At 61.1% G+C, this 21,651-nt stretch carries 25 protein-coding genes and 1 pseudogene; 7 read left to right on the top strand and 19 right to left on the bottom strand.

Features of this window, described 5'->3' with window-relative positions:
• Positions 1-113: 113 nt before the first annotated feature.
• Both QRN10_RS13535 and QRN10_RS13530 read right to left on the bottom strand, forming a co-directional pair.
• A complete protein-coding gene (locus QRN10_RS13535; RefSeq protein ID WP_034101238.1) occupies positions 114-692 on the bottom strand; it encodes a YceI family protein in 579 nt (192 codons plus the stop codon).
• 32 nt (positions 693-724) lie between these two features.
• Positions 725-1,276, bottom strand: a complete 552-nt coding sequence (locus tag QRN10_RS13530) for a cytochrome b (protein WP_181080664.1) — start codon at positions 1,274-1,276, stop codon at positions 725-727.
• Positions 1,277-1,549: 273 nt separating this feature from the next.
• On the opposite strand from QRN10_RS13530, the gene QRN10_RS13525 reads away from it, so the two are divergent.
• Both QRN10_RS13525 and QRN10_RS13520 read left to right on the top strand, forming a co-directional pair.
• Positions 1,550-2,956, top strand: coding sequence for an adenosylmethionine--8-amino-7-oxononanoate transaminase (locus QRN10_RS13525; protein ID WP_181080663.1), 1,407 nt, complete (start codon positions 1,550-1,552; stop codon positions 2,954-2,956).
• Positions 2,957-3,047: 91 nt separating this feature from the next.
• A complete protein-coding gene (locus QRN10_RS13520; RefSeq protein ID WP_253509682.1) occupies positions 3,048-3,767 on the top strand; it encodes a 16S rRNA (uracil(1498)-N(3))-methyltransferase in 720 nt (239 codons plus the stop codon).
• Between the two features lie 160 nt (positions 3,768-3,927).
• On the opposite strand, the gene QRN10_RS13515 is transcribed toward QRN10_RS13520, so the two are convergent.
• Genes QRN10_RS13515 through QRN10_RS13505 form a run of 3 tightly spaced genes read right to left on the bottom strand, consistent with a single transcriptional unit; the run spans position 3,928 to position 6,457 of the window.
• A complete protein-coding gene (locus tag QRN10_RS13515) occupies positions 3,928-4,830 on the bottom strand; it encodes a transporter substrate-binding domain-containing protein (protein WP_253509683.1) in 903 nt (300 codons plus the stop codon).
• A 24-nt stretch (positions 4,831-4,854) separates the two neighbouring features.
• The gene (locus QRN10_RS13510; protein WP_253509684.1) at positions 4,855-5,205 is read right to left on the bottom strand and encodes a RidA family protein; all 351 of its coding nucleotides are present in this window, start codon (positions 5,203-5,205) and stop codon (positions 4,855-4,857) included.
• A 10-nt stretch (positions 5,206-5,215) separates the two neighbouring features.
• Complete coding sequence (locus QRN10_RS13505; RefSeq protein WP_285428539.1) at positions 5,216-6,457, bottom strand: D-amino acid dehydrogenase; 1,242 nt, start codon at positions 6,455-6,457, stop codon at positions 5,216-5,218.
• 105 nt (positions 6,458-6,562) lie between these two features.
• On the opposite strand from QRN10_RS13505, the gene QRN10_RS13500 reads away from it, so the two are divergent.
• Positions 6,563-7,465, top strand: coding sequence for a LysR family transcriptional regulator (locus tag QRN10_RS13500; RefSeq protein ID WP_285428538.1), 903 nt, complete (start codon positions 6,563-6,565; stop codon positions 7,463-7,465).
• Here the strand turns inward: QRN10_RS13500 and trhA are convergent.
• Positions 7,460-8,077: a PAQR family membrane homeostasis protein TrhA gene (gene trhA, locus QRN10_RS13495; RefSeq protein ID WP_034101246.1), complete on the bottom strand. Its 618-nt coding sequence runs from the start codon at positions 8,075-8,077 to the stop codon at positions 7,460-7,462. The genes QRN10_RS13500 and trhA overlap by 6 nt on opposite strands.
• 143 nt (positions 8,078-8,220) lie before the next feature.
• On the opposite strand from trhA, the gene QRN10_RS13490 reads away from it, so the two are divergent.
• Positions 8,221-9,135, top strand: a complete 915-nt coding sequence (locus tag QRN10_RS13490; RefSeq protein WP_181080654.1) for a LysR family transcriptional regulator — start codon at positions 8,221-8,223, stop codon at positions 9,133-9,135.
• 117 nt (positions 9,136-9,252) lie between these two features.
• Here the strand turns inward: QRN10_RS13490 and madM are convergent, their stop codons facing one another.
• The 12 genes from madM to QRN10_RS13430 all read right to left on the bottom strand — a co-directional run bounded on the left by madM (position 9,253) and on the right by QRN10_RS13430 (position 18,169).
• Positions 9,253-10,017, bottom strand: coding sequence for a malonate transporter subunit MadM (gene madM / locus QRN10_RS13485; protein ID WP_181076572.1), 765 nt, complete (start codon positions 10,015-10,017; stop codon positions 9,253-9,255).
• A 1-nt stretch (position 10,018) separates the two neighbouring features.
• A complete protein-coding gene (gene madL, locus QRN10_RS13480) occupies positions 10,019-10,423 on the bottom strand; it encodes a malonate transporter subunit MadL (RefSeq protein WP_061434475.1) in 405 nt (134 codons plus the stop codon).
• Between the two features lie 67 nt (positions 10,424-10,490).
• The gene (gene mdcH / locus QRN10_RS13475) at positions 10,491-11,390 is read right to left on the bottom strand and encodes a malonate decarboxylase subunit epsilon (protein ID WP_253509689.1); all 900 of its coding nucleotides are present in this window, start codon (positions 11,388-11,390) and stop codon (positions 10,491-10,493) included.
• A complete protein-coding gene (locus QRN10_RS13470) occupies positions 11,387-11,983 on the bottom strand; it encodes a malonate decarboxylase holo-ACP synthase (protein ID WP_266247247.1) in 597 nt (198 codons plus the stop codon). The genes mdcH and QRN10_RS13470 overlap by 4 nt, the downstream gene beginning before the upstream one ends.
• Positions 11,977-12,747, bottom strand: coding sequence for a biotin-independent malonate decarboxylase subunit gamma (gene mdcE / locus QRN10_RS13465; RefSeq protein WP_285428536.1), 771 nt, complete (start codon positions 12,745-12,747; stop codon positions 11,977-11,979). Before mdcE ends, QRN10_RS13470 begins: the two co-directional genes overlap by 7 nt.
• Positions 12,744-13,586: a biotin-independent malonate decarboxylase subunit beta gene (locus tag QRN10_RS13460; RefSeq protein ID WP_285428535.1), complete on the bottom strand. Its 843-nt coding sequence runs from the start codon at positions 13,584-13,586 to the stop codon at positions 12,744-12,746. Before QRN10_RS13460 ends, mdcE begins: the two co-directional genes overlap by 4 nt.
• Entirely contained in the window at positions 13,579-13,878 is a 300-nt protein-coding gene (locus tag QRN10_RS13455; RefSeq protein ID WP_285428534.1) for a malonate decarboxylase subunit delta, read from the bottom strand. Before QRN10_RS13455 ends, QRN10_RS13460 begins: the two co-directional genes overlap by 8 nt.
• Complete coding sequence (locus QRN10_RS13450) at positions 13,878-14,711, bottom strand: triphosphoribosyl-dephospho-CoA synthase (RefSeq protein WP_285428533.1); 834 nt, start codon at positions 14,709-14,711, stop codon at positions 13,878-13,880. The genes QRN10_RS13455 and QRN10_RS13450 overlap by 1 nt, the downstream gene beginning before the upstream one ends.
• Entirely contained in the window at positions 14,712-16,382 is a 1,671-nt protein-coding gene (gene mdcA / locus QRN10_RS13445; protein ID WP_285428532.1) for a malonate decarboxylase subunit alpha, read from the bottom strand.
• 353 nt (positions 16,383-16,735) lie between these two features.
• Positions 16,736-17,155, bottom strand: coding sequence for a hypothetical protein (locus tag QRN10_RS13440; protein ID WP_266247251.1), 420 nt, complete (start codon positions 17,153-17,155; stop codon positions 16,736-16,738).
• The gene (locus QRN10_RS13435) at positions 17,133-17,516 is read right to left on the bottom strand and encodes a polymorphic toxin type 44 domain-containing protein (protein ID WP_253509697.1); all 384 of its coding nucleotides are present in this window, start codon (positions 17,514-17,516) and stop codon (positions 17,133-17,135) included. Before QRN10_RS13435 ends, QRN10_RS13440 begins: the two co-directional genes overlap by 23 nt.
• Positions 17,517-17,908: 392 nt before the next feature.
• Positions 17,909-18,169, bottom strand: coding sequence for a DUF6124 family protein (locus tag QRN10_RS13430; RefSeq protein WP_253509698.1), 261 nt, complete (start codon positions 18,167-18,169; stop codon positions 17,909-17,911).
• Positions 18,170-18,948: 779 nt separating this feature from the next.
• Here QRN10_RS13430 and QRN10_RS13425 point away from each other — a divergent pair.
• A pseudogene (locus tag QRN10_RS13425) lies at positions 18,949-19,235 on the top strand (HigA family addiction module antitoxin).
• A gap of 20 nt (positions 19,236-19,255) precedes the next feature.
• Here the strand turns inward: QRN10_RS13425 and QRN10_RS13420 are convergent.
• On the bottom strand, positions 19,256-19,891 hold the full coding sequence (locus QRN10_RS13420; RefSeq protein ID WP_285428531.1) for an NBR1-Ig-like domain-containing protein: 636 nt from the start codon (positions 19,889-19,891) through the stop codon (positions 19,256-19,258).
• A 288-nt stretch (positions 19,892-20,179) separates the two neighbouring features.
• Here QRN10_RS13420 and QRN10_RS13415 point away from each other — a divergent pair, with 288 nt between their 5' ends.
• Entirely contained in the window at positions 20,180-20,986 is an 807-nt protein-coding gene (locus QRN10_RS13415; protein ID WP_285428529.1) for a 2OG-Fe(II) oxygenase, read from the top strand.
• Between the two features lie 22 nt (positions 20,987-21,008).
• Complete coding sequence (locus tag QRN10_RS13410; RefSeq protein WP_181076553.1) at positions 21,009-21,644, top strand: LysE/ArgO family amino acid transporter; 636 nt, start codon at positions 21,009-21,011, stop codon at positions 21,642-21,644.
• Positions 21,645-21,651: the final 7 nt, after the last annotated feature.

Raw genomic sequence — 21,651 nt, 5'->3', positions numbered from 1 at the left:
CATCCATCAAATCGGCGTTCTTGTTTCTATGTTTCCCGGGATTCCGTGAAGAACCATTTTTTTGCACCCAGCAAACCGGACCCTGAGATCCGGTTTTTCTTAAACCCGCACCATTACTTCTGCTTCACACCTTCCAGCGAGATGTCCAGGTCCAGGGTCTGGGAAGACGGGCCTGGGCCTTTGATGCCGAAGTCGTTCAGGTTCAGCGTGGTCTTGGCGTTGAAGCCAGCGCGCTCGCCGCCCCACGGGTCTTTGCCTTCACCGTTGAACGTGGCCTTGAAGGTCACCGGCTTGGTCACGCCGTGCAAGGTCAGGTCACCGGTTACGTCAGCGGTTTTGTCGCCGGTGGATTTAACGGCGGTGGACACGAACTTGGCGTCGGCAAACTTGGCAACGTCGAGGAAGTCCTTGCTGGCGATGTGCTTGTCACGCTCGGCGTGGTTGGACCACAGGCTGGCGGTTTTCACGTCGACTGCGATTTTGCTGGCTTCAGGCTTGGCCGAATCCCAGCTGAACGTGCCATCCCAGTCCTTGAAAGTACCGTGGATGAAGCTGTAGCCCAGGTGGCTGATTTTCCAGTCGATGAAGGCATGCTGGCCTTCCTTGTCGATCTTGTAGTCAGCAGCCATGACCTGGCCAGCGGACAGCAGAGCAGTACCGATTGCCAGAGCAGCGAGTGTCTTTTTCAACATGCTTTCTATTCCTTGTGAGTCGAGGTTGAACATCAGGCTTTGCGCCCCAGCATTCGCGTAAGGGTCGCATCACGATCGATAAAGTGGTGTTTCAACGCAGCCACGCCATGCAGGCCGGCGAAGACCACCACCACCCAGGCCAGGTACAGGTGCACCAGGCCGGCGTTGTCTGCCTGGTCCGGTAGACCGGAAACCAATGCAGGAATTTCAAACAGCCCAAACACCGGAATACCGACACCGTCTGCGGTGGAAATCAGGTAACCGGCAATCATCACCGCAAACAGGCCGACGTACAGGAACATATGGCCAAACGCGGCACCGATGCGGGTCAGGCGGCTGTAGCTGGCCAGCGGCGGTGGCGGCGGGCTGATCAGGCGCCAGACGATCCGCACCAGCATCACCGCAAACAGCGTGATGCCGATGCTCTTGTGCAGGTCCGGCGCATCTTTGCGCCAGGCGCTGTAATAATCGAGTCCAACCATCCACAGGCCCAGGGCAAACAGGCCAAACACCACCAGGGCCACGCCCCAGTGCAAAACCATACTGACCCAGCCATACCGGGCCGGTGAGTTACGTAGCTGCATGTACTTAATCCCGTAAGAGCTGCGCCCAAGACTAGCCTGTTAACTATCGAATTAAAGCGGAAAATTTCGCTTTGAAATATCGAGAAATGCGATCAAGAGCCTAGGCACGATAAGTTAACCAAGGATTAAGGACTATTCCTGAGAAACGTGACAGTCCGTCCTGTGTTTACTGCCAATTAACACGCCATGGGTTGTGACGCCGCCCTGCTTTGCATAGGCTTGCGCGATTGTTTCGCCTGCGCCGGTCGCAGGACCGCTTCGAGGAGAGACACGATGGGCCTGAACAACCAGTGGATGCAACGCGACCTCGCGGTGCTGTGGCATCCCTGCACCCAGATGAAAGACCACCAGCAACTGCCGCTGATCCCCATCAAGCGTGGCGAAGGCGTGTGGCTGGAGGACTTCGAAGGCAAGCGCTACCTCGACGCCGTCAGCTCCTGGTGGGTCAATGTATTCGGGCATGCCAACCCGCGCATCAACCAGCGCATCAAGGACCAGGTCGATCAACTCGAACATGTGATCCTTGCCGGCTTCAGCCACCAGCCGGTCATCGAGTTGTCCGAACGCCTGGTGGCGATGACGCCCGAAGGCCTGACCCGCTGCTTCTACGCCGATAACGGTTCGTCATGCATCGAAGTCGCGCTGAAGATGAGCTTCCACTATTGGCTCAACCGCGGCCTGCCGGACAAAAAGCGCTTCGTCACCCTGACCAACAGCTACCACGGCGAGACCATCGCCGCGATGTCGGTGGGCGATGTGCCGCTGTTCACCGAAACCTACAAGGCGCTGCTGCTCGACACCATCAAAGTACCGAGCCCCGATTGCTATCTGCGTCCCGAAGGCATGAGCTGGGAAGAACATTCACGCGCCATGTTCCTGGCCATGGAGCAGACCCTGGCCGAACACCATGCCACGGTCGCCGCGGTGATCGTCGAACCGCTGATCCAGGGCGCCGGCGGCATGCGCATGTACCACCCGGTGTACCTCAAACTGCTGCGCGAAGCCTGCGACCGCTACGGCGTGCACCTGATCCACGATGAAATTGCGGTGGGCTTCGGCCGCACCGGCAGCATGTTCGCCTGTGAGCAGGCCGGCATCCGTCCGGACTTCCTGTGTCTCTCCAAAGCCCTGACGGGGGGGTACCTGCCGCTGGCGGCGGTGGTCACCACCGATGATGTCTACGACGCGTTCTACGACGACTACCCGACCCTGCGCGCCTTCCTGCATTCCCACAGCTACACCGGCAACCCGCTGGCGTGCGCGGCGGCTTTGGCGACCCTGGATATTTTCGAAGAAGACAACGTTATCGAGAACAACAAGGCCCTGGCCCAGCGCATGGCCACGGCGACGGCGCACCTGGTCGACCATCCGCATGTGTCGGAAGTACGTCAGACTGGCATGGTGCTGGCCATCGAGATGGTCCAGGACAAGGCCACCAAGACCGCCTACCCATGGCAGGAACGCCGTGGCCTCAAGGTGTTCGAACACGCGCTGGAGCGCGGCGCATTGTTGCGGCCGTTGGGCAGCGTAGTGTATTTCCTGCCGCCCTATGTGATCACGCCGGAGCAGATCGACTTCCTCGCCGAGGTTGCCAGCGAAGGCATCGACATCGCCACCAACAGCAATGTCAGCGTGGCGGTGCCGAAAGATTTCCACCCCGGCTTCCGCGATCCGGGCTAAACCACCCCATGATCGTTCCCACGCTCTGCGTGGGAATGCAGCCCTGGACGCTCCGCGTCCGCTCTGCACACCCTTTTTCCAGAGAACAGACATGAGACTGTCCCGCTTTTTCACCGACACCCCGCTGAGCCTCGGCGAGGTTGAACTGCCCGAAGCCCAGGCGCATTACATCAGCCGCGTACTGCGCATGGGTGAAGGCGATGCCGTGCAACTGTTCGACGGTTCCGGTCAGGAGTTTCGCGGCGCGTTGCTGGAGGTCGGTAAGAAACGCGTCACCGTGCAACTCACGCAACGCTTCGCCGGCCAGACCGAATCGCCGCTGCACATCCACCTCGGCCAGGGGCTGTCCCGGGGCGAGCGCATGGATTGGGCGATTCAGAAAGCCACTGAACTGGGGGTCAACGCCATCACGCCGATCTTCAGCGACCGCTGCGAAGTGCGCCTCAAGGACGAACGCGCCGATAAACGCCTGCTGCACTGGCGCCAGGTGGCGATCAGCGCGTGCGAGCAATGTGGGCGTTCGACGGTGCCGGTGATCCACCCGCCGCTGCTGCTGGCCGATTGGCTCAAGCAGACCGAGGCGGATTTGAAGTTGGTGCTGCACCCGGTGGCCGAGCCGATGGTCAGCCATGCCAAGCCGTCGAGCCTGGCGTTTTTGATCGGGCCAGAAGGTGGGCTGACCGACAATGAAGTCGAAACAGCCCAAGCCGCCGGCTACCACGCCGCCCGCCTTGGGCCGCGGGTGTTGCGTACCGAAACCGCGCCCGTCGTTGCATTGGCCGTGGCCCAACAACTCTGGGGCGACTTCTAACGCCCTTACTTTGCAAACCCAATCAAAACTGTGGGAGCGGGCTTGTGTGGGAGCCGGGCTTGCCCGCGATGCAGTCACCTCGGTCTTTCAGTAACACTTGGGTGATGCTATCGCAGGCAAGCCAGCTCCCACAGTTAGATTGGGTTACCACATCAGCACATCACTCCACCGGGTCGCTGACCGGCTTGGCAATGATCGCCTTCAACTCGCTGGTCATCGGGAACTCAAGGTTCAAGCCCTTGGGCGGAATCGGCTGTTCAAACCAGCGCTGGTAAATCCCGTTGATTTCCCCGCTGCGGTACAGGTCACCGAGGGTCTCGTTGACCACCGCCAGAAACTGCGGGTCCTCCTTGCGCACCATGCAGCTGTAGATCTCCCGCGACTGTTCCTCGCCCACCACCACCCAGTTGTGCGGGTCGCGGGCCTTGGCACGTTCGCCGTAGAGCAATGCATCGTCCATATAGAACGCCGCCGCACGACCGGTCTCCAGCATCTTGAACGCTTCGCCATGGTCCTTGGCGCTGATCACAAACATATTGGCCTTGTGCTCGGCGTTGTAGCTTTTAAGGAAACGCTCGTTGGTGGTACCCGCGGTGGTCACCACATTCTTGCCCGCCAGATCGGCGAAGCCGTTGATGCCGCTGTCTTTAGCCGTCAACAACTGGCCTTTCACATAGATAAACCCGTAGGAAAATGCCACCTGTTTCTGCCGTTCGGCAGTCACGCCGGTGGAGCCGCATTCCAGGTCGACGGTGCCGTTCTGCACCAGCGGGATACGGGTCTGGGAGGTCACCAAGTTGTATTTGACGTTGAGGGTGGGCACCCCGGTTTTCTGCTGGATGCGTTCGACGATCTTGTTTGCCAGGTCCACCGAATAGCCCATGGGTTTGCCGCTGTGATCGCCCACGTACGAAAACGGCACCGAGGCGTCGCGATACCCTAAGGTAATCGACTTGGCGTTGGCGATCTTGCTCAGCGTACCGCTCAAGGCCGCTTCGTTCGCCACGGCCTGCGCGCCCCACAACAGCCCCACTGCGCAGCCGGTCAACAGGATTTTTTTCATTGTTATGCTCCGTTGGTTGTTTGGTTATGTACGTACAGCAATCACACTGATTTCCACCAACACGCTCGGCCGAGCCAGCTGTGCTTGCAGGGTCGTACGGCTGGGCGCCATCCCCGGCGACAGCCACGCGGACCACACTTCGTTCATCGGCGCAAACCCGCTGTCGATGTCCTTGAGATAGATGGTCGCATTGAGCAGGTGGTCTCTGTCACTGCCGGCCTGGGCCAGCAGCGCGTCGACTTTCGCCAGCACTTCGCGGGTCTGGGTGGCCACATCCTGACCGTCGCCCGGCACCTGGCCCGACAGGAATACCAGCTCATTGAAGGTCACGGCGCCGCTGAGGCGTTCGGTGGTGTTGATTCGATGAAGGGTCATGGAAGCGTCCTCATGCGGCGCGGGGCGACAGGCCCTGCATATCGATGGAAGGTTGCTGCTGGCCGATCAGTTCGGCGAGCAATTGGCCGCTGCCGCAGGCCAGGGTAAACCCGAGAGCGCCGTGGCCCAGGTTGAGCCACAGGTTGCGGTAAACACTCGCGCCGATCAGCGGCACACCGGTCGGCGTGGCCGGGCGCATGCCGGCCCATTCCAGCGCATGGGCATAGTCACCAGCTGTAGGAAATGTCTCGGTCGCCTGGCGTTTCATCAGCGCCAGACGCTTAGGCTCAAGGCTGGCGTCGAAACCGACAATATCCACCATGGCCGCCACTCGCAGTTGTTCGCCGATGCGGGCATAGACCACCTTGCGGTCGTAGTCGGTGATGCTCACGTTCGGAGCGCGATGCTGCTCGCCAATCGGCACGCTCAGGCTGTAGCCCTTGAGCGGATACAGCGGCAGCGACACGCCAGGCAAGGCCAATTCAGCGCTGCGGTGCCCGGCAGCCAGCACCAGGTGCTCCACCGGCATGACCTCCTCGCCCAGCTCCAGCGCCTGCACCGCACCCTCGGCATGACGAATACCGGTGACCTTGCGCCCCAATATAAATGTGCAACGCCCCGACGCCTCCAGGCGCGCCGCCAAACGCTGGCAGAACGCATGGCAATCGGCGACTTCCTCGTTTGGCGTGTAAATACCGCCGACAAAACCGCCCGCCTCCAGCGTCGGCTCCAGGCGCGCGCAGTCCAGCGCCGACAGCACCTGCTGCTGCAGGATATCGGTGACTTTGCTGCGCGCATGCTCGAAGGTAGCCGCATTGCGGAACATCACCAGCTTGCCGTTGCGCCGCCAGTCGAAGCCGTCAAAGCGATCATCGACGCGCCATTGCTGCAAAGTGTTTTGACTCAGGGCCGCCAGACGCAGCAGGTGCGCGGCATTGCGCTTGTTCACCGAGCCTCGGCAGGCGCCGATAAACGCCGCCATCCAGCGCCATTGTCGGGGGTCCAGACGCGGGCGCAGTTTCAACGGCGAGTCGCCGCGCAGCAGCCACCCGAGCGCCTGCAACGGCACACCGGCATCGGCCAGCGGCGCGACGTAGCGGTAAGACAGTTGCCCGCCGTTGGCATAGCTGGTTTCGCTGCCCAAACGCTCACGTGCGTCGATCACCGTGACGTCATGACCGGCGCGCACCAGTGCGTAGGCACTGGTCAGGCCAATCACTCCGCCGCCGATAATGCAAACCTGCCTGGCCATGCTTGTCCCCTGTCCTGATTAAGAGCGCTCAGCGTAGGGGCAGGTGACACGTCACCGACAATGAATAAAGATAGGCCGCCTATAAACAAAGGTTATGGACATGCCATGCGCTTGCGTCATATCGAGATCTTCCAGGCCATCCGCCAGACCGGCTCCGTCAGCGCTGCCGCGCAGTTGTTGCACGTGTCACAACCGGCAGTGACCAAGGTGCTGCAGCACGCCGAGTTGCAGTTGGGTTTCCCGTTGTTTCTGCGGGTGCGCGGCAAGTTGCAGCCCACGCCGGAAGCGCTGGCGCTGGAGCGCGAAGTCGATAAAGTCACCGACAGCCTGCAAGCCGTGCGGCGCCTGGCCAAGAGCCTGCGCCGCGCACCGGGACACAGCGTGCGCATCGGCGCGATCCCCGCGCTGGCCTTGTCGCTGCTGCCGCCGGCAATCCTGGAATGGACCCGCGATTACCCGGACATGGCCTGCGAGCTGTCCAGCGACCATAGCCGCGAGCTGGTGCACAAGCTGTTGATGCGCGAGATCGACCTCGCATTGACCCTCAACTTCTCCGGCCATCCAGGCTTGACCACCCAAGAGCTGGCCAATGGTGTGCTGGTGGCGTTGGCGTCCAAGGGCTATTGGCCCGAAGAGGCTCTGAGCACGCCATTGGCCCTGAACGACCTGGCCGGCGCGCCGCTGATTGGCCTGTCCAGCGCCGACCCACTGTCGGCCAGGCTCGACAACTACCTGGAAAGCGTTACGCCGCCGCCGCGCGTGACTCTCTCGGTGCAGACCTACGCCCTGGCGCGGGCCATGGTCGAGTCCGGCGCCGGGTTAACGGTAATCGACCCCTTCACCGCCCTCGGCGCCTCCACCGCCACCACCTGCATCCGCACGCTGACCCCAACGTTGCCGATCACCCTCTACGCCCTGACCCGTGCCGATGAGCCGCCACCGCACACGCTGGCCAAGCTGCTGGAGATCTTCGGCCAGCGCGCCGACGCGATGCTGCAGCGGCTATAGCACGTAATGCATGATCGCCACGAAATGCAGCACGCTGCCGCCGATCACAAACAAATGCCAGATACCATGGGAATGCCGCAGGCGATGCTCCAGGGCAAAAAAGATGATGCCGACGGTGTACAGCACGCCGCCCGCCGCCAGCCAGATAAACCCCGCCGTGCCCAGCGCGGCCATCAGCGGCTTGACCGCCACCAGCACGATCCAGCCCATCACCGCATAAATGACGATGGACAAAATGCGCGCCTCGGAACGCGGCTTGATCTCCTGCAGGATGCCGATCACCGCCAGCCCCCACACAATCCCGAACAGCGTCCAACCCCACGGCCCGCGCAGGGTCACCAGGCAGAACGGCGTGTAGCTGCCGGCGATCAGCAGGTAGATGGAAAAGTGATCGACCTTCTGCATGATCTCTTTTCGCCGCCCCTGCACGCTGTGATACACAGTAGACGCGCTGTACAGCACCATCAGCGTAAAGCCATAAATCGCCACGCTGACGATCTTCCAGGGGCTGCCATCCAGACTGGCTACCACCAGCATCCATACGGCGCCAATACACGCCGCGACGGCACCGAGCAAATGGCTCCAGGCGTTGAATCGTTCCCCGTGGTACATGAATCACTGACCTCCCGTAACCGTTGACGACTGGCCGCAAGCCTCCGGCCTTGCGCATCAGAGTGCAAGTGCCGTGTGACGTTCCGAGGACGCCGAGCGCTTTTGCGGGCACAATCGACCCCACGCGAACCAGAGCCACGGCCATGCTGATCGACGAAGAATTCACCCTCAAAAAACTCGAAATCTTCCTGGCGTTCATGCGCACCGGCAACCTGGCCCGCGCCGCCGCCGAGCTGCAGACCAGCAATGTCAGCGTGCACCGCGCCATTCATTCACTGGAAAACGCCCTGCGCTGCCCGCTGTTCAAACATGAGGGGCGCAACCTCACGCCGCTGGAAAGCGCCTACGTTCTCGAAGAGCGCGCACAGAAACTGATCGCCGATGTGGTCGACAGCGTGCGCCTGACTCGCGAGGCCGCCGGTTTCTCCGCCGAACGTTTCAAGCTCGGCTCGCTGTATTCGCTGACGGTCAAAACCGTGCCGCAACTGATCATGGGCCTGAAGATACGCCGCAGCGAACTCAACATCGACCTGATCCTCGGCTCCAATTTCGACCTGCTCTATAAGCTCAAGAACATGGAAGTCGACGCGATCCTCATCTCCCTGGACGAACACGCCAACGACCCGGACTGCGAACAGATCGAACTGTTCTGCGACGATATCTTCCTCGCCACCCCGGCCGACTCGCCTTTCGACCGCGAGCAGGAAATCGACCTGGCCGACGTGCGCGACGCCACCTTCATCACCCTCACCCAAGGCTTCGCCACCCACCAGGACGGCAACCGAGTGTTCAAGCAGGCGGGGTTCGAGCCGAAGGTGGCGATGCAGGTCAATGACATCTTCACGCTGTTGAGCATGGTCAGCTCGGGGGTAGGTTATGCGCTGCTGCCGGGCAGGATTGCGGCGGTGTACGAGAACCGCGTGAAGCTGATACCGCTGCAAGCCAGGTATCGGTTGCAGCAGCATATTGGCGTGGTGTTTTTGAAGGCCAAGGAGCGAGACCCGAATTTACTGGCGCTGCTGGCGGAGTGTCGGATGTATGCCAACCGCCAGGCTTGAGATGATCGCTCCCACGCTCCGCGTGGTAACGCAGCCCTGGACGCTCTGCGTCCGCTCTTGAAGGCGTGACGCGGAGCGTCACAGGATGCATTCCCACGCGGAGCGTGGGAACGATCGTCAGCCGACCAACCCACGCACAATGAAGTACAGCAGCGAAGGCCCGAGCAAGCACCCAAGCCCGGTATGGAACGTCGCTGTCAACGCGCCATACGGCACCAAGCGCCGGTCCGTCGCCGCCAGCCCTGCCGTCACGCCGCTCACGGTGCCGGCCAAGCCACCGAAGACCATCGCCGAGCGCGGGTTGTCCAAGCCCATCCAGCGCGCCGCCACCGGTGTGCCGACCATCACCAGGATCGCCTTGATCAAGCCGGTGGCAATCGACAGCGCCATCACATCGGACGTCGCGCCAATCGCCGCGCCGGTCACCGGGCCGACGATGTAGGTCACGGCACCCGCGCCGATGGTGGTCATGCTGATCGCATCGCGATAACCAAATGCCCAGGCCATGCTCGCGCCGACGATAAACGGCAGGACGGTGCCCAACAGCAGCGCAACCACGCCGATCATCCCGGCCTTGCGCGCTTCGGTGGCCTGCACTTCAAACGCCGTGGCGACAATGGCGAAGTCACGCAGCATCGCGCCGCCCATCAGGCCGATGCCAGAAAACAGCGCCAGGTCGGCCAGGCCTTTCTGGCCACCGGTAATCGTGCCGCCGACCCAGGCCAGTACCAGGCCGATCACAATGGCAATCGCCGAGCCGTGGATGCGGCCAAAGGTCAAGCGCCTGGACAGCACCACGGAAATCCACATCACCACGCCAACAAAGGCAAACGCAGTGATCAGGCCGTTATGCTCCAGGCCCTTTTCGATGAGATCCCACATATCAGCGACCTCCCGCAGGCACGATCAGCGGTTCTTCATCGGGCAACGGTTCGCCTTTATGCGTGCGGCTGATCAAGGCAATGGTACAACCGCAGACCACCACCGACCCGATGGCGGCGAGCACCGCCACCGGCCCGCCGTGCAACGCGGTTACAACGTTCTGCTGCGCGGCCATTGCCACAACAACGGGGATATACATGGCGCCCCAGAAGCCCACGCCCATTTCACAATCCTTGGTCATGCCGCCGCGCTTTTGCATCCACAGGCGGGCACAGATCAACAGGATCATGGCGATCCCCACCCCGCCCACGTTGGATTTGACGCCCAGCAACACGCCAAGCATGTCGCCCATGATCACCCCTGCAAGCGTGCAGATCGCCAGCAGTGCCACACCGTAAATAATCATTGTTGTTGTCCTCAAAGTGCTCGATCGACATTGTTGTTTTTGTGCTTCGACAGCCTTGGGTAGTGCTTTATCGGTGGCGGCGCTCCTCCTCTTCCAGCAGGGCCTGCAAGGTATCCAGGCGCGCGCCCTCGCAGGCGATCACCGTGCCTTGCTCGAACACGCGGCGTGACAGGCCGGTGAGCACGGCGCCCGGAGGCACTTCGATTTGCAGGCGCACACCGCGTTCGTAGGCGCTTTGCACGGTGCCGCGCCAGTCAACGACGCGACACATGTTGAAGGCCAGATCGTCGCGCAGGTGTTCGGGGTTGTGAATCGGCCGCGCTCGGGTGCTGCTCAGGTAGGTGATGCGCGGCGCCTTGAGCGGGACAAATGCCTGGGCCAGGGCCTCGGCCGGTTGCGCCAGCAACGCGCAATGGGACGGCACACTCACGGCCAGGCGCTTGGCGATGCCGTTGCCTTTGATACGCGCGGCGACGCGCTTCATGGCTTCGTCGCTGCCGGCGATCACGCTCTGGTTATCGGCGTTGATATTGGCCAGGTACACCGGGGTTTCGGGGCTGTGGATGGCGGCGAGAAGTGTTTCGACGGTGGATAACTCCACGCCGATGATCGCCGTCATGCCGTAGCCGTGTGGATAAGCGTTTTGCATCAGTTCGCCGCGCAGGCTTACCAGTTTTACTGCCTGGGCAAAATCCAGAGCCCCGGCGATCACCGCAGCCGGGTAGGCGCCGATGGACAGGCCCGCCACATAGTCCGGGGTGCGCGCCAACAGGCGAGCGTGGGCCGTACCTGCGATCAACAGGCACAACTGCACGGCGCGGGTACTGGCCAGGGCTTGCGCGGAGTCGAGCAGGCGCACGTTTTCGCCCAGAGCATCGCTGGCTTCTTCCAGTACAGGTTCGGGCAACGACTGGAGCATGCCGGGTCGCTGCGCCCCCTGCCCCGGAAACACCAGGAGGCTGCTCATGCCACGGCCTGCCAGGGGTCGAGCACGAGGTGGGCGCCGCGATCGGTTTTCAGCAGCACACGGCGTGAGCCGCTGGCCCACTCGCGCAAGGCGACAGCGCCGAACGGGGTTTGCAGTTGCAGATCGACGGGGCACTCTGCCCTATCAATAATCGCCAAAATGTCTTCAGCATCGCCTCTGGCCAAAGGCTCGGGCGTGCGCAGAATCAAATCCAGATCACTCTGGGCATGTAACGCTTCAATCCCGCTGGCCAACTCGAAACCCGCGCTGCCTGCAACGCCCCACGTTTCCTGCGCCAGCACCGGCCGCAATTGGTCGAGCGCGCGCAACGCCGGCAAATCCCTCGGCGAGATCACCCCGCGCAACGCTTCCGGTATCACTCGCCGCTGCACCGCCGCCAGCGGCATCTCGGTGGCGAAACGCTGCTCACGCAAACGCCCGCGCACACCAACCGCCACATAACCCGGTGCGGCGATGGCGCGGCGCACCACCACCGGGTGGCCGGCGCCGAGCGCCTCCAGCCCCCAGGCCGGTGCATCGGCGGGCAGGTGCGCCGGGGTCATGCCCCAGAGCAAGTCGTGGGCGTTCACCATTGTTCCCGCAGCAGTTGGCGAACATGGCTGGACGCCGCGCGATTAGTCGCGCCCAGGCGCCCGCGCAGATCGGTGCTGCCGACATCCTTGATCGCATTCACCAGGCAATTACTGACCCGCGCCACATCGTCCGCCGTGGGCTGTTCGATCTGGCTGACCGACAAGGTCTCCCACAGCAGACCGAGGCTGGCATAGCTGTCGATGTCATAGGCCATGGGCGGCACGCTGGCGGCTAGGGTTTCCAGCTCTTCGACGCTGCGCAAGGTCACCCGCGCGGCCGAAGCCTTGCCCATCGCGTGCACCATCACACCGGGATCACGCAGGGCGATCAGGCGGTTGGCCTGGTAACCGTGGGCCAGGAACGCACCGGACATGGCCTTGCCCACCAGCAGCGCAATTACCGGGTGGCCGGCCAGGCGAGCGCGGGCGTAGGCATCGGCGGCGGCGGCCAGGGCCTGATGGATGCCGAGGGCTTCTTCGCGACGGCCGTAGGCTTGGCTGGGCACATCGACGATGGCGATGATCGGGCGCTTGTCGCCACGGGCAATAACCTCATCGACGGCCTTGGCCAGGCCCCAGCCTTCGAGCAGGCCGACTTCGCCATTGCGCGCCCGAGGGAAGCGGTTTTGCGCGTCCGTGATCACGGCGACAAAGCGCACCTTTTGCTCACCCAATACAGCGTCGGCAACCCTCAGCGACGCCGGCAAACCGTCTACAGGTGGAGCGCCGGCGGTCAATGCGTTGAACCACTGCAAGCCTCTCATGAGCGTTCTCCTTGATACAGCTCGCGCACCGTCGCCGGGTCGATTTGCGGTATGGCGTCCAACTCGGCCAAGCGTGCGAGGTAATAATCAGCCTGGCGACTGCGTTGCTGGGCGGGCACGCCTTGCTGCAACAACGCGCTGACGGTCTGCTGAATCTGCGCCACATCGTCGCCGACATAACGGTCGGCCAGGCCACTGTTGAAGCGCTGTTCACCACCCGTGAGGCTCCAGATAAAGGGACGGTCGCGGGAGTCGTATTCTTCCAAGCCGGCTTCCTGCTCGATCACCTGCGGACCATTGAGGCCCAGCCGTGCCTCGCGGGTCACGACGAGGTAACTGCACAGCCCGGCCGCGATGGACATGCCGCCGAAACAACCAACGCTGCCCGCCACCACACCGATCACCGGCTGGTGCTGGCGCAGGTCGACTATCGCCGCGTGGATATCGGCAATCGCGGCCAGGCCCAGGTTGGCTTCCTGCAAACGCACGCCGCCGGTTTCCAGCAGCAGCACGGCGCGGGTAGGGATGCCGTTGCGGTTGTCTTCGGCGGCCAGCTCCAGCGCACCGGCGATTTTTGCGCCGCCGACTTCACCGAGACTGCCGCCCTGGAAGTTGCCTTCGATGGCCGCCACCACCACCGGCAAGCCACCGATGCTGCCCTTGGCGATGATCACCCCGTCATCGGCCTGCGGCACGACGCCTTGGCGGCCAAGCCAGGGCGACATGACGCGCTGGAACGGGTCGATCAGTTCGCGAAAGGTACCGGTATCCAGCAGCGCCTTGGCTCGCTGACGCGCACCGAGCTCGACAAAGCTGTATTTGCTGAGCAAGTCAGTCATGGCCGATCTCCTCGAAACCCTGTTCCAGGCGCAGACGCACCACGCCGGGGGTGGCGCCGAAGTCGTGGATATCAATATTCAGGGCCGGTGGCGTGTGCTCCTGGAAGATCCGCTCGAACAGGTGCAGCCAACGCTGCTCGGCGCCGTTCACCGAAGTCTGCACCTGAATGGTCAACCGCCCGGCCGTGCCCGGCTCCAGCAGCACTTCCAGGTCACCCGAGCCGACGCAACCTACCAGCGCGCGGCCTTTTGGCGGCTGCCCGGCGGGGAATTCAAAGGATAAGGTTTCCATCACAACGCTCCGTCGAGGCGGTCGATAAACAGGCAGGCGGCCAACAGGTCGGCGGCGCCGCCGGGGGAGGCATTCAGGGCCAGGAGTTGGTTGTCCAGTGCGTGCAGGCTGCGGCGGCCGGCCAGGGTGGCGCTGCCGCCGGCGTCGAGCACCGCTTGGGCGCCGTGTTGCATGGCTTGCAGGCCTTCGGTGCCGGCGCGGTAGAGCACGCACGTGTCGGCCAGCTCGGTCATGATCGCCAGCAAGGCATCAAGACGCGCGTTCTGTTCACCGGCGTTCCGGCGGCGACTCTGGTGCAGTTGCGGCAGGCCGCGCTGGGTCACGGCAGGGAAGCCCAGTTGCGCTTCTTCACGGGCACCGCGTGCACCGTAGCGTCGCGCGACCTGGGCGCCGTGGCTCATCGGTTGAGGTGCATAACGGTCGTTGAGCAGGGCCAGTCTGGCCGCGTTGAGCGTCAGGGCACGCGGTTCCAGGGCAGCCGATGCGGTCAGCAGGCCGAGGGCCCAGATCGCGCCGCGATGGGTGTTCACCCCGCCGGTGGTGGCGAGCATGGCCTGCTCGCCGTCGCGACCGATGCGACCGAGCGCTTCGCGCAGCGGCAAGCCGACCTCGCCGAATTCAATCGCCGCCTCGGCCATTGCCTTGAACATCGGCCACAACGACAACGCCGACGCGTGCATCAGGCCCAAGTGCAAATCGTGGTGGGCGCCGTTGCCGCGACGGTCCACCAGGGCGGGTTTGGGCGACAGGTCGGCTTCGTCGATCAGCGCGTCGACGGCCATATCCGCCAGGCGATCCGCGAGGCTGAGTTCGTGCAGTTTGAGGGCGCGCATTTACCAGCTCCTGAATTTGGCGGGCGGGTTGTACAGGCCACCGGACCACTCCACCAGGTCGGCCACGCTCTTGGCGGCCAGCAACTCGCGGGTGGCGTCGGTGCGGCGGATGCCGAGGTCTTCGGGCAAAGCAATCAAACCCTCGCGGCGCAGGCGCGCGGTGTCCTTGGGGTTATGGCGCATGCCGATGGCGGTGACCCCGGCGACGGCGGCGATCATCGCCTGGCGTTCTTCCAGAGAGCGCGCCTTGTACAGGTAAGCGATGCCTTCTTCGGTAAGCAGGTGGGTGACGTCGTCGCCGTAGATCATGATCGGCGCCAGGGGCATGCCGCTTTTGCGCGCCACCTCCACGGCATCAAGGGTGTCGACGAAGGTCGGTTTACCGCCCTCCTGGAAGGTTTCAACCATCTGCACCACCAGTTTCTTGCCGCGTTCGAGCAGCGCTTGCGGTGCGTCGCCGTGGCGCATATCCAACCATGCCGGGGTGCCATGGCGACGGCCACGCGGGTCATGGCCCATGTTCGGCGCACCGCCAAAGCCGGCAAGGCGACCACGGGTCACGGTGCTGGAATGGCCGTCGCCATCGACTTGCAGGGTGGCGCCGATAAACAGGTCCACCGCGTATTGGCCGGCCAGTTGGCAAACCATGCGGTTGGAGCGCATCGAGCCATCGCGGCCGGTGAAGAACACATCCGGCCGGGCGGCGATATAGTTTTCCATGCCCAGTTCGGTGCCGAAGCAATGCACGCTTTCCACCCAACCGCTTTCAATCGCCGGGATCAGGGTGGGGTGCGGGTTGAGGGTCCAGTTGCGGCAGATCTTGCCCTTCAAGCCCAGGGATTCGCCGTAGGTGGGCAGGATCAGTTCGATGGCAGCGGTGTTGAAACCGATACCGTGGTTGAGCGACTGCACGTTGTGTTTTTCGTAGATGCCACGGATCGCCATCATCGCCATCAGCACATGTACGGGCTTGATGTGGCGGGGGTCGCGGGTGAACAGCGGCTCGATGTAGAACGGTTTGTCGGCCACCACCACGAAATCCACCCAACTGGCGGGGATGTCGACACGGGGCAGGTCGGTGACGTCATCCACCAACTGGTTGACCTGCACGATGACGATGCCATCGCTGAAGGCCGCGGGCTCGATCAGCGCGGGGGTGTCCTCGGTGCTGGCGCCGGTGTAGATATTGCCGGCGCGGTCGGCCATGAAACCGGCGGAAAGTACGACGTTGGGGATCAGGTCCACTACCAGGCGGGCATAGAGTTCGATGTAGGTGTGGATCGCACCGATTTCCAGCAGACCGTCTTCCAGCAACTGGCTGATGCGAAGGGATTGGGTGCCGGCGAAGGAAAAGTCCAGCTTGCGCGCGATGCCCTTTTCAAACAGGTCCAGGTGCTCGGACCGCCCGACACTGGGCATGATCATGTGCAAATCGTGAAGCTTGGCCGGGTCGGCCTTGGCCAGGGAGCGCGAGAGGAAGTCGGCCTGCTTCTGGTTGTTGCCCTCCAGCACCACGCGGTCGCCGGGGAGGATCAGGGCTTCCAGGGCCTCGACAATCCTGTCGCCGGGCAAAACCGCCCCGTCTGCGATTTTTTTGACCAGCCTGAGCCGCCGCAGCTTCTCGTCACGCCGCCGCGTCCAGCGCGAGTCGGGGTTTATTGTTGTTGTCATGGTCGCTCCACGGGTTTGCTGTCGTGGGCTGTACCTTAGGAGTGATTCAGGGGGTCATCAATCAAGCTGGGCGACGGATCATTACGGCTGGAGTAATGGATCGAGGTGATCGTTCCCACGCTCTGCGTGGGAATGTCTCCCGGGACGCTCCGCGTCGCGCCAGACGCTGCAAATTTCGACTACTGCGCATAGGCAACGCGGAGCGTCACGGGCTGCATTCCCACGCGGGAGCGTGGGAACACGTCCGTGTCACCGTTTTTTGCGATGACGGACGAAGACTAGGCGCGCGGGCTGCACACGACACGTTCATGCACGGCCCAAAATCTTGCAGGAAAAATCCGAAGCCAGCAGGCCTACAGCCTCATGTCGATGCTCACAGCCCCCAAAGCGTCAAGCGGGTAGCTGCGGTACTCATAAACCTCCCCACGAACAATGAGGTGGAGGACTCCATCCACCTGGGTCACTTGGACATCAGGCTCCTTGGTTTTTAGAAATGGATGTGCCGACACCAATGACGTGAGTATTTCGTGATCATTACCCAGATTCTTATGGACGTAGTACCTGTAGGAAAAGCCCACCGTCGCACCACCCTGACTATTCCGCACGCCATAAATAGAGTTGCCGTTACTCAAGGAATACCTGAGTACTACCTCATCCAACTCCGGTGTACCGGGACTCATCAACCAACCAACGCCCAAGTACCCGAGACACACCACCAGCAACCCGTTGAGCAAGACCTGGACCGACCACTTAATACCCTTGAGCTCTGGCATATTCGATGCCCTCCTTGATCCAATGCTGGTCGCTATGGTCATCGCCATATGGCGCATCACCCCACCAATCTCCAAATTCCGTCCGAGAGGTACCCGCTGATTTTTGCGCAGCACCTGCCGCTCTAAGCAACACACCTTCGGGGATACCCAACACCGTTCCGGTAACCCCATAGTTGAAGTTACCAAACGCCTCGTACTCGCGACTTTTCTGTTTGTAATCCCAAGGGCCACGCCCTCTGACTTGTGAGTAAAACCATGAATAGGTGAACGCCGAACCAGGCTTCAAATGCATCCTGCGGTTGTTGGCCAGGGCGATATTGTCTTGCAGCGACACGCCTGGGGGCATTGGAGGGACAGCCATTTGCGAATCCTTCGCTGATGGGGTTGAGCGTCAAAAGCTAGCACTCAAAAATCAGCCAAAACTCGGGAAATGAACTTACAGAAACTTCAGACTACTTTTCGATCCACGTCTTACATCGGTTAGGAGCAAAGTAAGACTTTTTGGGGCCGGCGTGGCTACCGCACGGCTATGGCCGTCGATGTAAAGCGCCTACGACTTGTGGCAGGCCGAGCATCGGGAGCAGCCGATGATTGAGCTCTACAGATTGTGGGAGGGGCTTACCCCGATAGTGATGGTTCAGTAACAGTTACTGAGGCTGATACACCGCCATCGGGAGCAAGTGGAATCGTCGCACCGCCCCTCCCACATTTGCTCAGTGGTGTCTGTTAGATAGCGATCCCAAAAGGAAATGATCAGCCCCTGTTTGGAACCTTTTCCGGCGAAGGGCTTACCTGTTCCAGCGCTCTATCCACTAACAACTGCCCCAACTCGGCCATTTGCTGGATCCCGAGCATGATGGCGCGCTGGGAAGTGTCCAGGTCGAAGGCCAGGTTGCAGGTCAATGCGTTGAGGGAGGACAGCGTTTCGCTGGCGTTGACCAGCAGGGTTTCGGTGTTTTGGTGGGGGTTTACCGTGAAGAGGCTTGTGGGTGGATTGGGTGTAGGTTTGACCATGATTTACAACTCCGATATGTGATGGAGACTGCCCTTTTCCGCTTGCACGCGAATTAAGGTGGCAGCTGTGCGCAGGTGTGCAAGACCGGGCATATCGGACCCCGGCAGACCCCGAAAGGTCTCCCACGCACAGCCGCCATAACAAATACAGCAGGCATAAAAAACGCCCGCTGAATGGCTATGGGCGTTGGTGCGCCGACATGTAACCGGACTTGCACGTCCGTGTCACCGTTTTTTGCGATGACGGGTCGAAGACTAGGCGCGCGGGCTGCACGCGACAAGTTCATGCACGGCCCAAAATCTTGCAGGAAAAATCCGAAGGCTGGTCACACCTCGCAAGCGCAAAGCGCTTTCTGTGGCGAGCGGGCTTGTCGAATCGTCGCACCGCCCGCGTTGGGCTGCGCAACAGCCCCAGCAAGATAAATGCGTTGCTTCAGGTAAACCGAGTTGGCAGGTTTTGGGGCTGCTGCGCAGCCCAACGCGGGGCAAGCCCTAATGCCGTTCAGTTAAGGCTTTTTGTAGGAGCGAGCTTGCTCGCGAAGAACTCAGGGCCACCGCGCTTATCGAGAATGAACGCGTTGCCTGGGCGTTTTTCGCGAGCAAGCTCGCTCCTACAGTGAATCACTTTCGCTTAACTGAACGGCATTAGGGCAAGCCCGCTCGCCACACAGAATATTCCGACAAGGATTTCAGGTTGTTGCTCGGGACTCGCCTCTCTAGCCTTTTTCGTCCAAATCCCACCAAGGGCAAACATGATGAGTCCGAACACTAAGCCCCATATAGCCATGCACAACCCACCTCACCCAGGCGAAATTCTGCTTGAGGATGTAGTCCCGGCCCTCGGTATTACCATCACCGAATTGCCAGACGCCATGGCTTCGCCCGCGAGACTTTTTCAAGGATCTTGCATGGCCACGCCCCCGTCAGCCCAGACCTTGCCGTCAGGTTGGAGCGAGCCGGCGTGAGTACTGCGCAGTTATGGTTGTCGATGCAAAGTGCCCACGACTTGTGGCAGGCCGAGCATCGGGAGCAGCCGATGATTGAGCGGTTTGCGCGGATTGACTAAGGAAAAAGCCAACCGGACGCTCAACGCGCCATGACGTTAACCACTACATGCAAAATGAACGCAGGCCCGTAACAGGGTTTCCCCTGCTCATCCTCGATTCTCCAGACTGAAGCCACCGTGCAGGTCTCTTTGGGTGCTGCAAACTCCACACTGATATGCACCGGCTGGCCCGGCAGCGTATCGGCAATAGGGAGCTCGCTGTGCAGGCTACGCAAATGAATATCCATCACAACCTCCAACTGGCCTTGTGGATCTGCGCGGCGGGCAATCACATATTCCCTATCAACACGCACCAGTCGTCGCCCTCGCCAAGGTCGTGTGCCCAGGTTCTGAATCTCCCAGGTTTTCTGAAAAACTTCCCCCGGCAACACGACGGCTTGATCAGGCGTCGTGACATCGGCATTGAACACCGCAACGTCCTCCGGATCATCAATACCTGCAGCCCGATTGGTGGTAGCCATTGAGCACGCATTAGCGGGCGCGCCTGTCAGGTCAGCGAAGTAGCGAAACAACAGCAAGGGAGAAACCTGCAATGCCTTCGCCAGCTTGATCAGCGTGCGTACCGATGGGTCCCTGGTCGCTCCAGCCGCTAGACCGTACAGGTAAGTCCTGGAAATTCCTGCTTCCTTGGCCAGCGCAGTCAGCGGCTTGCCCAATTCGCGGCTGCGCCGTGCAACCAATGACCTGAGGGTATCTCGCGTTCTTATATTCATACGAAGTGTACGGTTCCCGTTTTTAGGTGAACGTCATTTCTTTGTCCGCCAAAAAAGACAACCTGTCCGCCGCCCCGTGTCTTGAACCATGCACACTCGCCACCTGCTGGCGATGTTGTGAAGGACATGGATGGCACCCTTTTAGCCGGTCATATCCAGTGTCGTAGTTTCTCGCATGCTTGCGAACCTAGTGTTTGTTGCATTCCTTTACATCTACCTTTGGATATAGCCATGAACCACATTAAAGCGTGCTGTGAATCCATTGCTCAAACAGGCTTCGGCACCCTGCAAATATCAGAAGCGATGCTGCTGGATTACAAAAAAATCGTTGATGGATACCCCGCAATATCACCAGCCACCAAAGCCTCGTTTTCCTTCGAAAAAGACACCGATGGATTTTTCCCCTTTGGCGCTGAGGACTCGAGCCTTGAGGAGCAGCCAGACCTATGTGAGCGATTTTGTTACTGGCCTGCACATTCATTAAAACGAAGAGCCTTTGAATTCACACGAAGTGATTTTTTTGCCGCCGTCACAGCTTTTGAACAACAGATCAGCGAGCTTGCCCAGGGATTGATGGACGGAATTTGCGCGGAGTTTGGAGCCACTTCGTTGAACTCTTTGCGTGCAGCGTCCTATCTGCAACTGTGTGTCTATGGAGCTAATTCCGGGTCGGGTCAGCGCCAGTTTGCTCAGGATCCTCACGAGGATGGTCATCTGTTGTCATTTATCAAGCCTACTCGTGATGGCCTCGTTCTGGTTCGAGGCAGCTCGCTGGAGCCAGTGCGCCTCTTGGAGAACGAGGTAGCAATCTTGGCCGGATCGTTACTGACCGAGCTCTCGGATTGTGCGATTCCCGCTGCGTACCACGCGGTTCTGACGCCTCGGAGACCAATGCCGCTCAGCTCTCTCATTTACTTCGTCAACCCTGATTCGGAGCAGGAACTGACAAGCTTTTTCCGCCACCAGCCGATCGACTTGAAAAACGCCGCCAACACGCGCCATACCAGCTTCGGTAATCACCCCCTTCAATTGATCTGATACACAGGCGGCTGAGCGCTTCATGACTCCAGACTTCAACGCTTTTTATCTCGAAGGCCTGTTACTGGGCATCGGACTGTTCGCCGCTCCTGGACCGAAGGACACCCTGGTTATTCGCCAGGGTGTCAGTCGCAGCCCTGTCTGGGGGGTGGTGGCGGTATGCGTGTTCGCCGACATCATCCTCATCGCTCTTGGGGTCATGGGCTTGGGCTCGTTACTTGGCACAAAGCCAGGTTTAGTGGCGTTTCTGCTGCTGTCGGGAGCGGCCTACCTATTGTGGTTCGGCTGGCAGCGGTTATTGGCTTGTCTGCGTAACCAGTCGATGCCGGACACTCGAAGCAACCTCACCTCACAACGGGGATTGCTGCGCACAGCGGTGATACTTGGATTTGCCAATCCGTATGCTTGGCTGGATACCGTGGTGCTAATTGGCTCTATTGGCGCGGTAAAGCCCGTCAGCCAACAAGCGTTCTTTGCCGTCGGAGCAATGACTGCGTCGCTGGTGTGGTTTGTGGTTTTGGCGTTGGGATGCCAGAGGTTGACGGGGCTATTCCGTTCGGCAAAAGTCTGGCGTTTATTGGACGCGGGCGTGGTGATTTTGATGGTGTATCTGGCGGGTATGCTGATTGCTGATTTTCATCGGCTGCAGCGTCCCTGAACCGGAA

The organism is Pseudomonas sp. lyk4-R2A-8 (genome assembly GCF_030209095.1).
GTDB lineage: Bacteria > Pseudomonadota > Gammaproteobacteria > Pseudomonadales > Pseudomonadaceae > Aquipseudomonas > Aquipseudomonas quebecensis.
The sequence above is the reverse complement of the archived record's forward strand: the minus strand, read 5'-3'. Positions and strand labels throughout refer to the sequence as shown.

What these genes read in the sequence shown, in the direction of transcription:
- QRN10_RS13535 (WP_034101238.1), bottom strand. Translation starts at nt 692, where the DNA reads ATGTTGAAAAAGACACTCGCTGCTCTGGCAATCGGTACTGCTCTGCTG.
- QRN10_RS13530 (WP_181080664.1), bottom strand. Translation starts at nt 1,276, where the DNA reads ATGCAGCTACGTAACTCACCGGCCCGGTATGGCTGGGTCAGTATGGTT.
- QRN10_RS13525 (WP_181080663.1), top strand. Translation starts at nt 1,550, where the DNA reads ATGGGCCTGAACAACCAGTGGATGCAACGCGACCTCGCGGTGCTGTGG.
- QRN10_RS13520 (WP_253509682.1), top strand. Translation starts at nt 3,048, where the DNA reads ATGAGACTGTCCCGCTTTTTCACCGACACCCCGCTGAGCCTCGGCGAG.
- QRN10_RS13515 (WP_253509683.1), bottom strand. Translation starts at nt 4,830, where the DNA reads ATGAAAAAAATCCTGTTGACCGGCTGCGCAGTGGGGCTGTTGTGGGGC.
- QRN10_RS13510 (WP_253509684.1), bottom strand. Translation starts at nt 5,205, where the DNA reads ATGACCCTTCATCGAATCAACACCACCGAACGCCTCAGCGGCGCCGTG.
- QRN10_RS13505 (WP_285428539.1), bottom strand. Translation starts at nt 6,457, where the DNA reads ATGGCCAGGCAGGTTTGCATTATCGGCGGCGGAGTGATTGGCCTGACC.
- QRN10_RS13500 (WP_285428538.1), top strand. Translation starts at nt 6,563, where the DNA reads ATGCGCTTGCGTCATATCGAGATCTTCCAGGCCATCCGCCAGACCGGC.
- trhA (WP_034101246.1), bottom strand. Translation starts at nt 8,077, where the DNA reads ATGTACCACGGGGAACGATTCAACGCCTGGAGCCATTTGCTCGGTGCC.
- QRN10_RS13490 (WP_181080654.1), top strand. Translation starts at nt 8,221, where the DNA reads ATGCTGATCGACGAAGAATTCACCCTCAAAAAACTCGAAATCTTCCTG.
- madM (WP_181076572.1), bottom strand. Translation starts at nt 10,017, where the DNA reads ATGTGGGATCTCATCGAAAAGGGCCTGGAGCATAACGGCCTGATCACT.
- madL (WP_061434475.1), bottom strand. Translation starts at nt 10,423, where the DNA reads ATGATTATTTACGGTGTGGCACTGCTGGCGATCTGCACGCTTGCAGGG.
- mdcH (WP_253509689.1), bottom strand. Translation starts at nt 11,390, where the DNA reads ATGAGCAGCCTCCTGGTGTTTCCGGGGCAGGGGGCGCAGCGACCCGGC.
- QRN10_RS13470 (WP_266247247.1), bottom strand. Translation starts at nt 11,983, where the DNA reads ATGGTGAACGCCCACGACTTGCTCTGGGGCATGACCCCGGCGCACCTG.
- mdcE (WP_285428536.1), bottom strand. Translation starts at nt 12,747, where the DNA reads ATGAGAGGCTTGCAGTGGTTCAACGCATTGACCGCCGGCGCTCCACCT.
- QRN10_RS13460 (WP_285428535.1), bottom strand. Translation starts at nt 13,586, where the DNA reads ATGACTGACTTGCTCAGCAAATACAGCTTTGTCGAGCTCGGTGCGCGT.
- QRN10_RS13455 (WP_285428534.1), bottom strand. Translation starts at nt 13,878, where the DNA reads ATGGAAACCTTATCCTTTGAATTCCCCGCCGGGCAGCCGCCAAAAGGC.
- QRN10_RS13450 (WP_285428533.1), bottom strand. Translation starts at nt 14,711, where the DNA reads ATGCGCGCCCTCAAACTGCACGAACTCAGCCTCGCGGATCGCCTGGCG.
- mdcA (WP_285428532.1), bottom strand. Translation starts at nt 16,382, where the DNA reads ATGACAACAACAATAAACCCCGACTCGCGCTGGACGCGGCGGCGTGAC.
- QRN10_RS13440 (WP_266247251.1), bottom strand. Translation starts at nt 17,155, where the DNA reads ATGCCAGAGCTCAAGGGTATTAAGTGGTCGGTCCAGGTCTTGCTCAAC.
- QRN10_RS13435 (WP_253509697.1), bottom strand. Translation starts at nt 17,516, where the DNA reads ATGGCTGTCCCTCCAATGCCCCCAGGCGTGTCGCTGCAAGACAATATC.
- QRN10_RS13430 (WP_253509698.1), bottom strand. Translation starts at nt 18,169, where the DNA reads ATGGTCAAACCTACACCCAATCCACCCACAAGCCTCTTCACGGTAAAC.
- QRN10_RS13415 (WP_285428529.1), top strand. Translation starts at nt 20,180, where the DNA reads ATGAACCACATTAAAGCGTGCTGTGAATCCATTGCTCAAACAGGCTTC.
- QRN10_RS13410 (WP_181076553.1), top strand. Translation starts at nt 21,009, where the DNA reads ATGACTCCAGACTTCAACGCTTTTTATCTCGAAGGCCTGTTACTGGGC.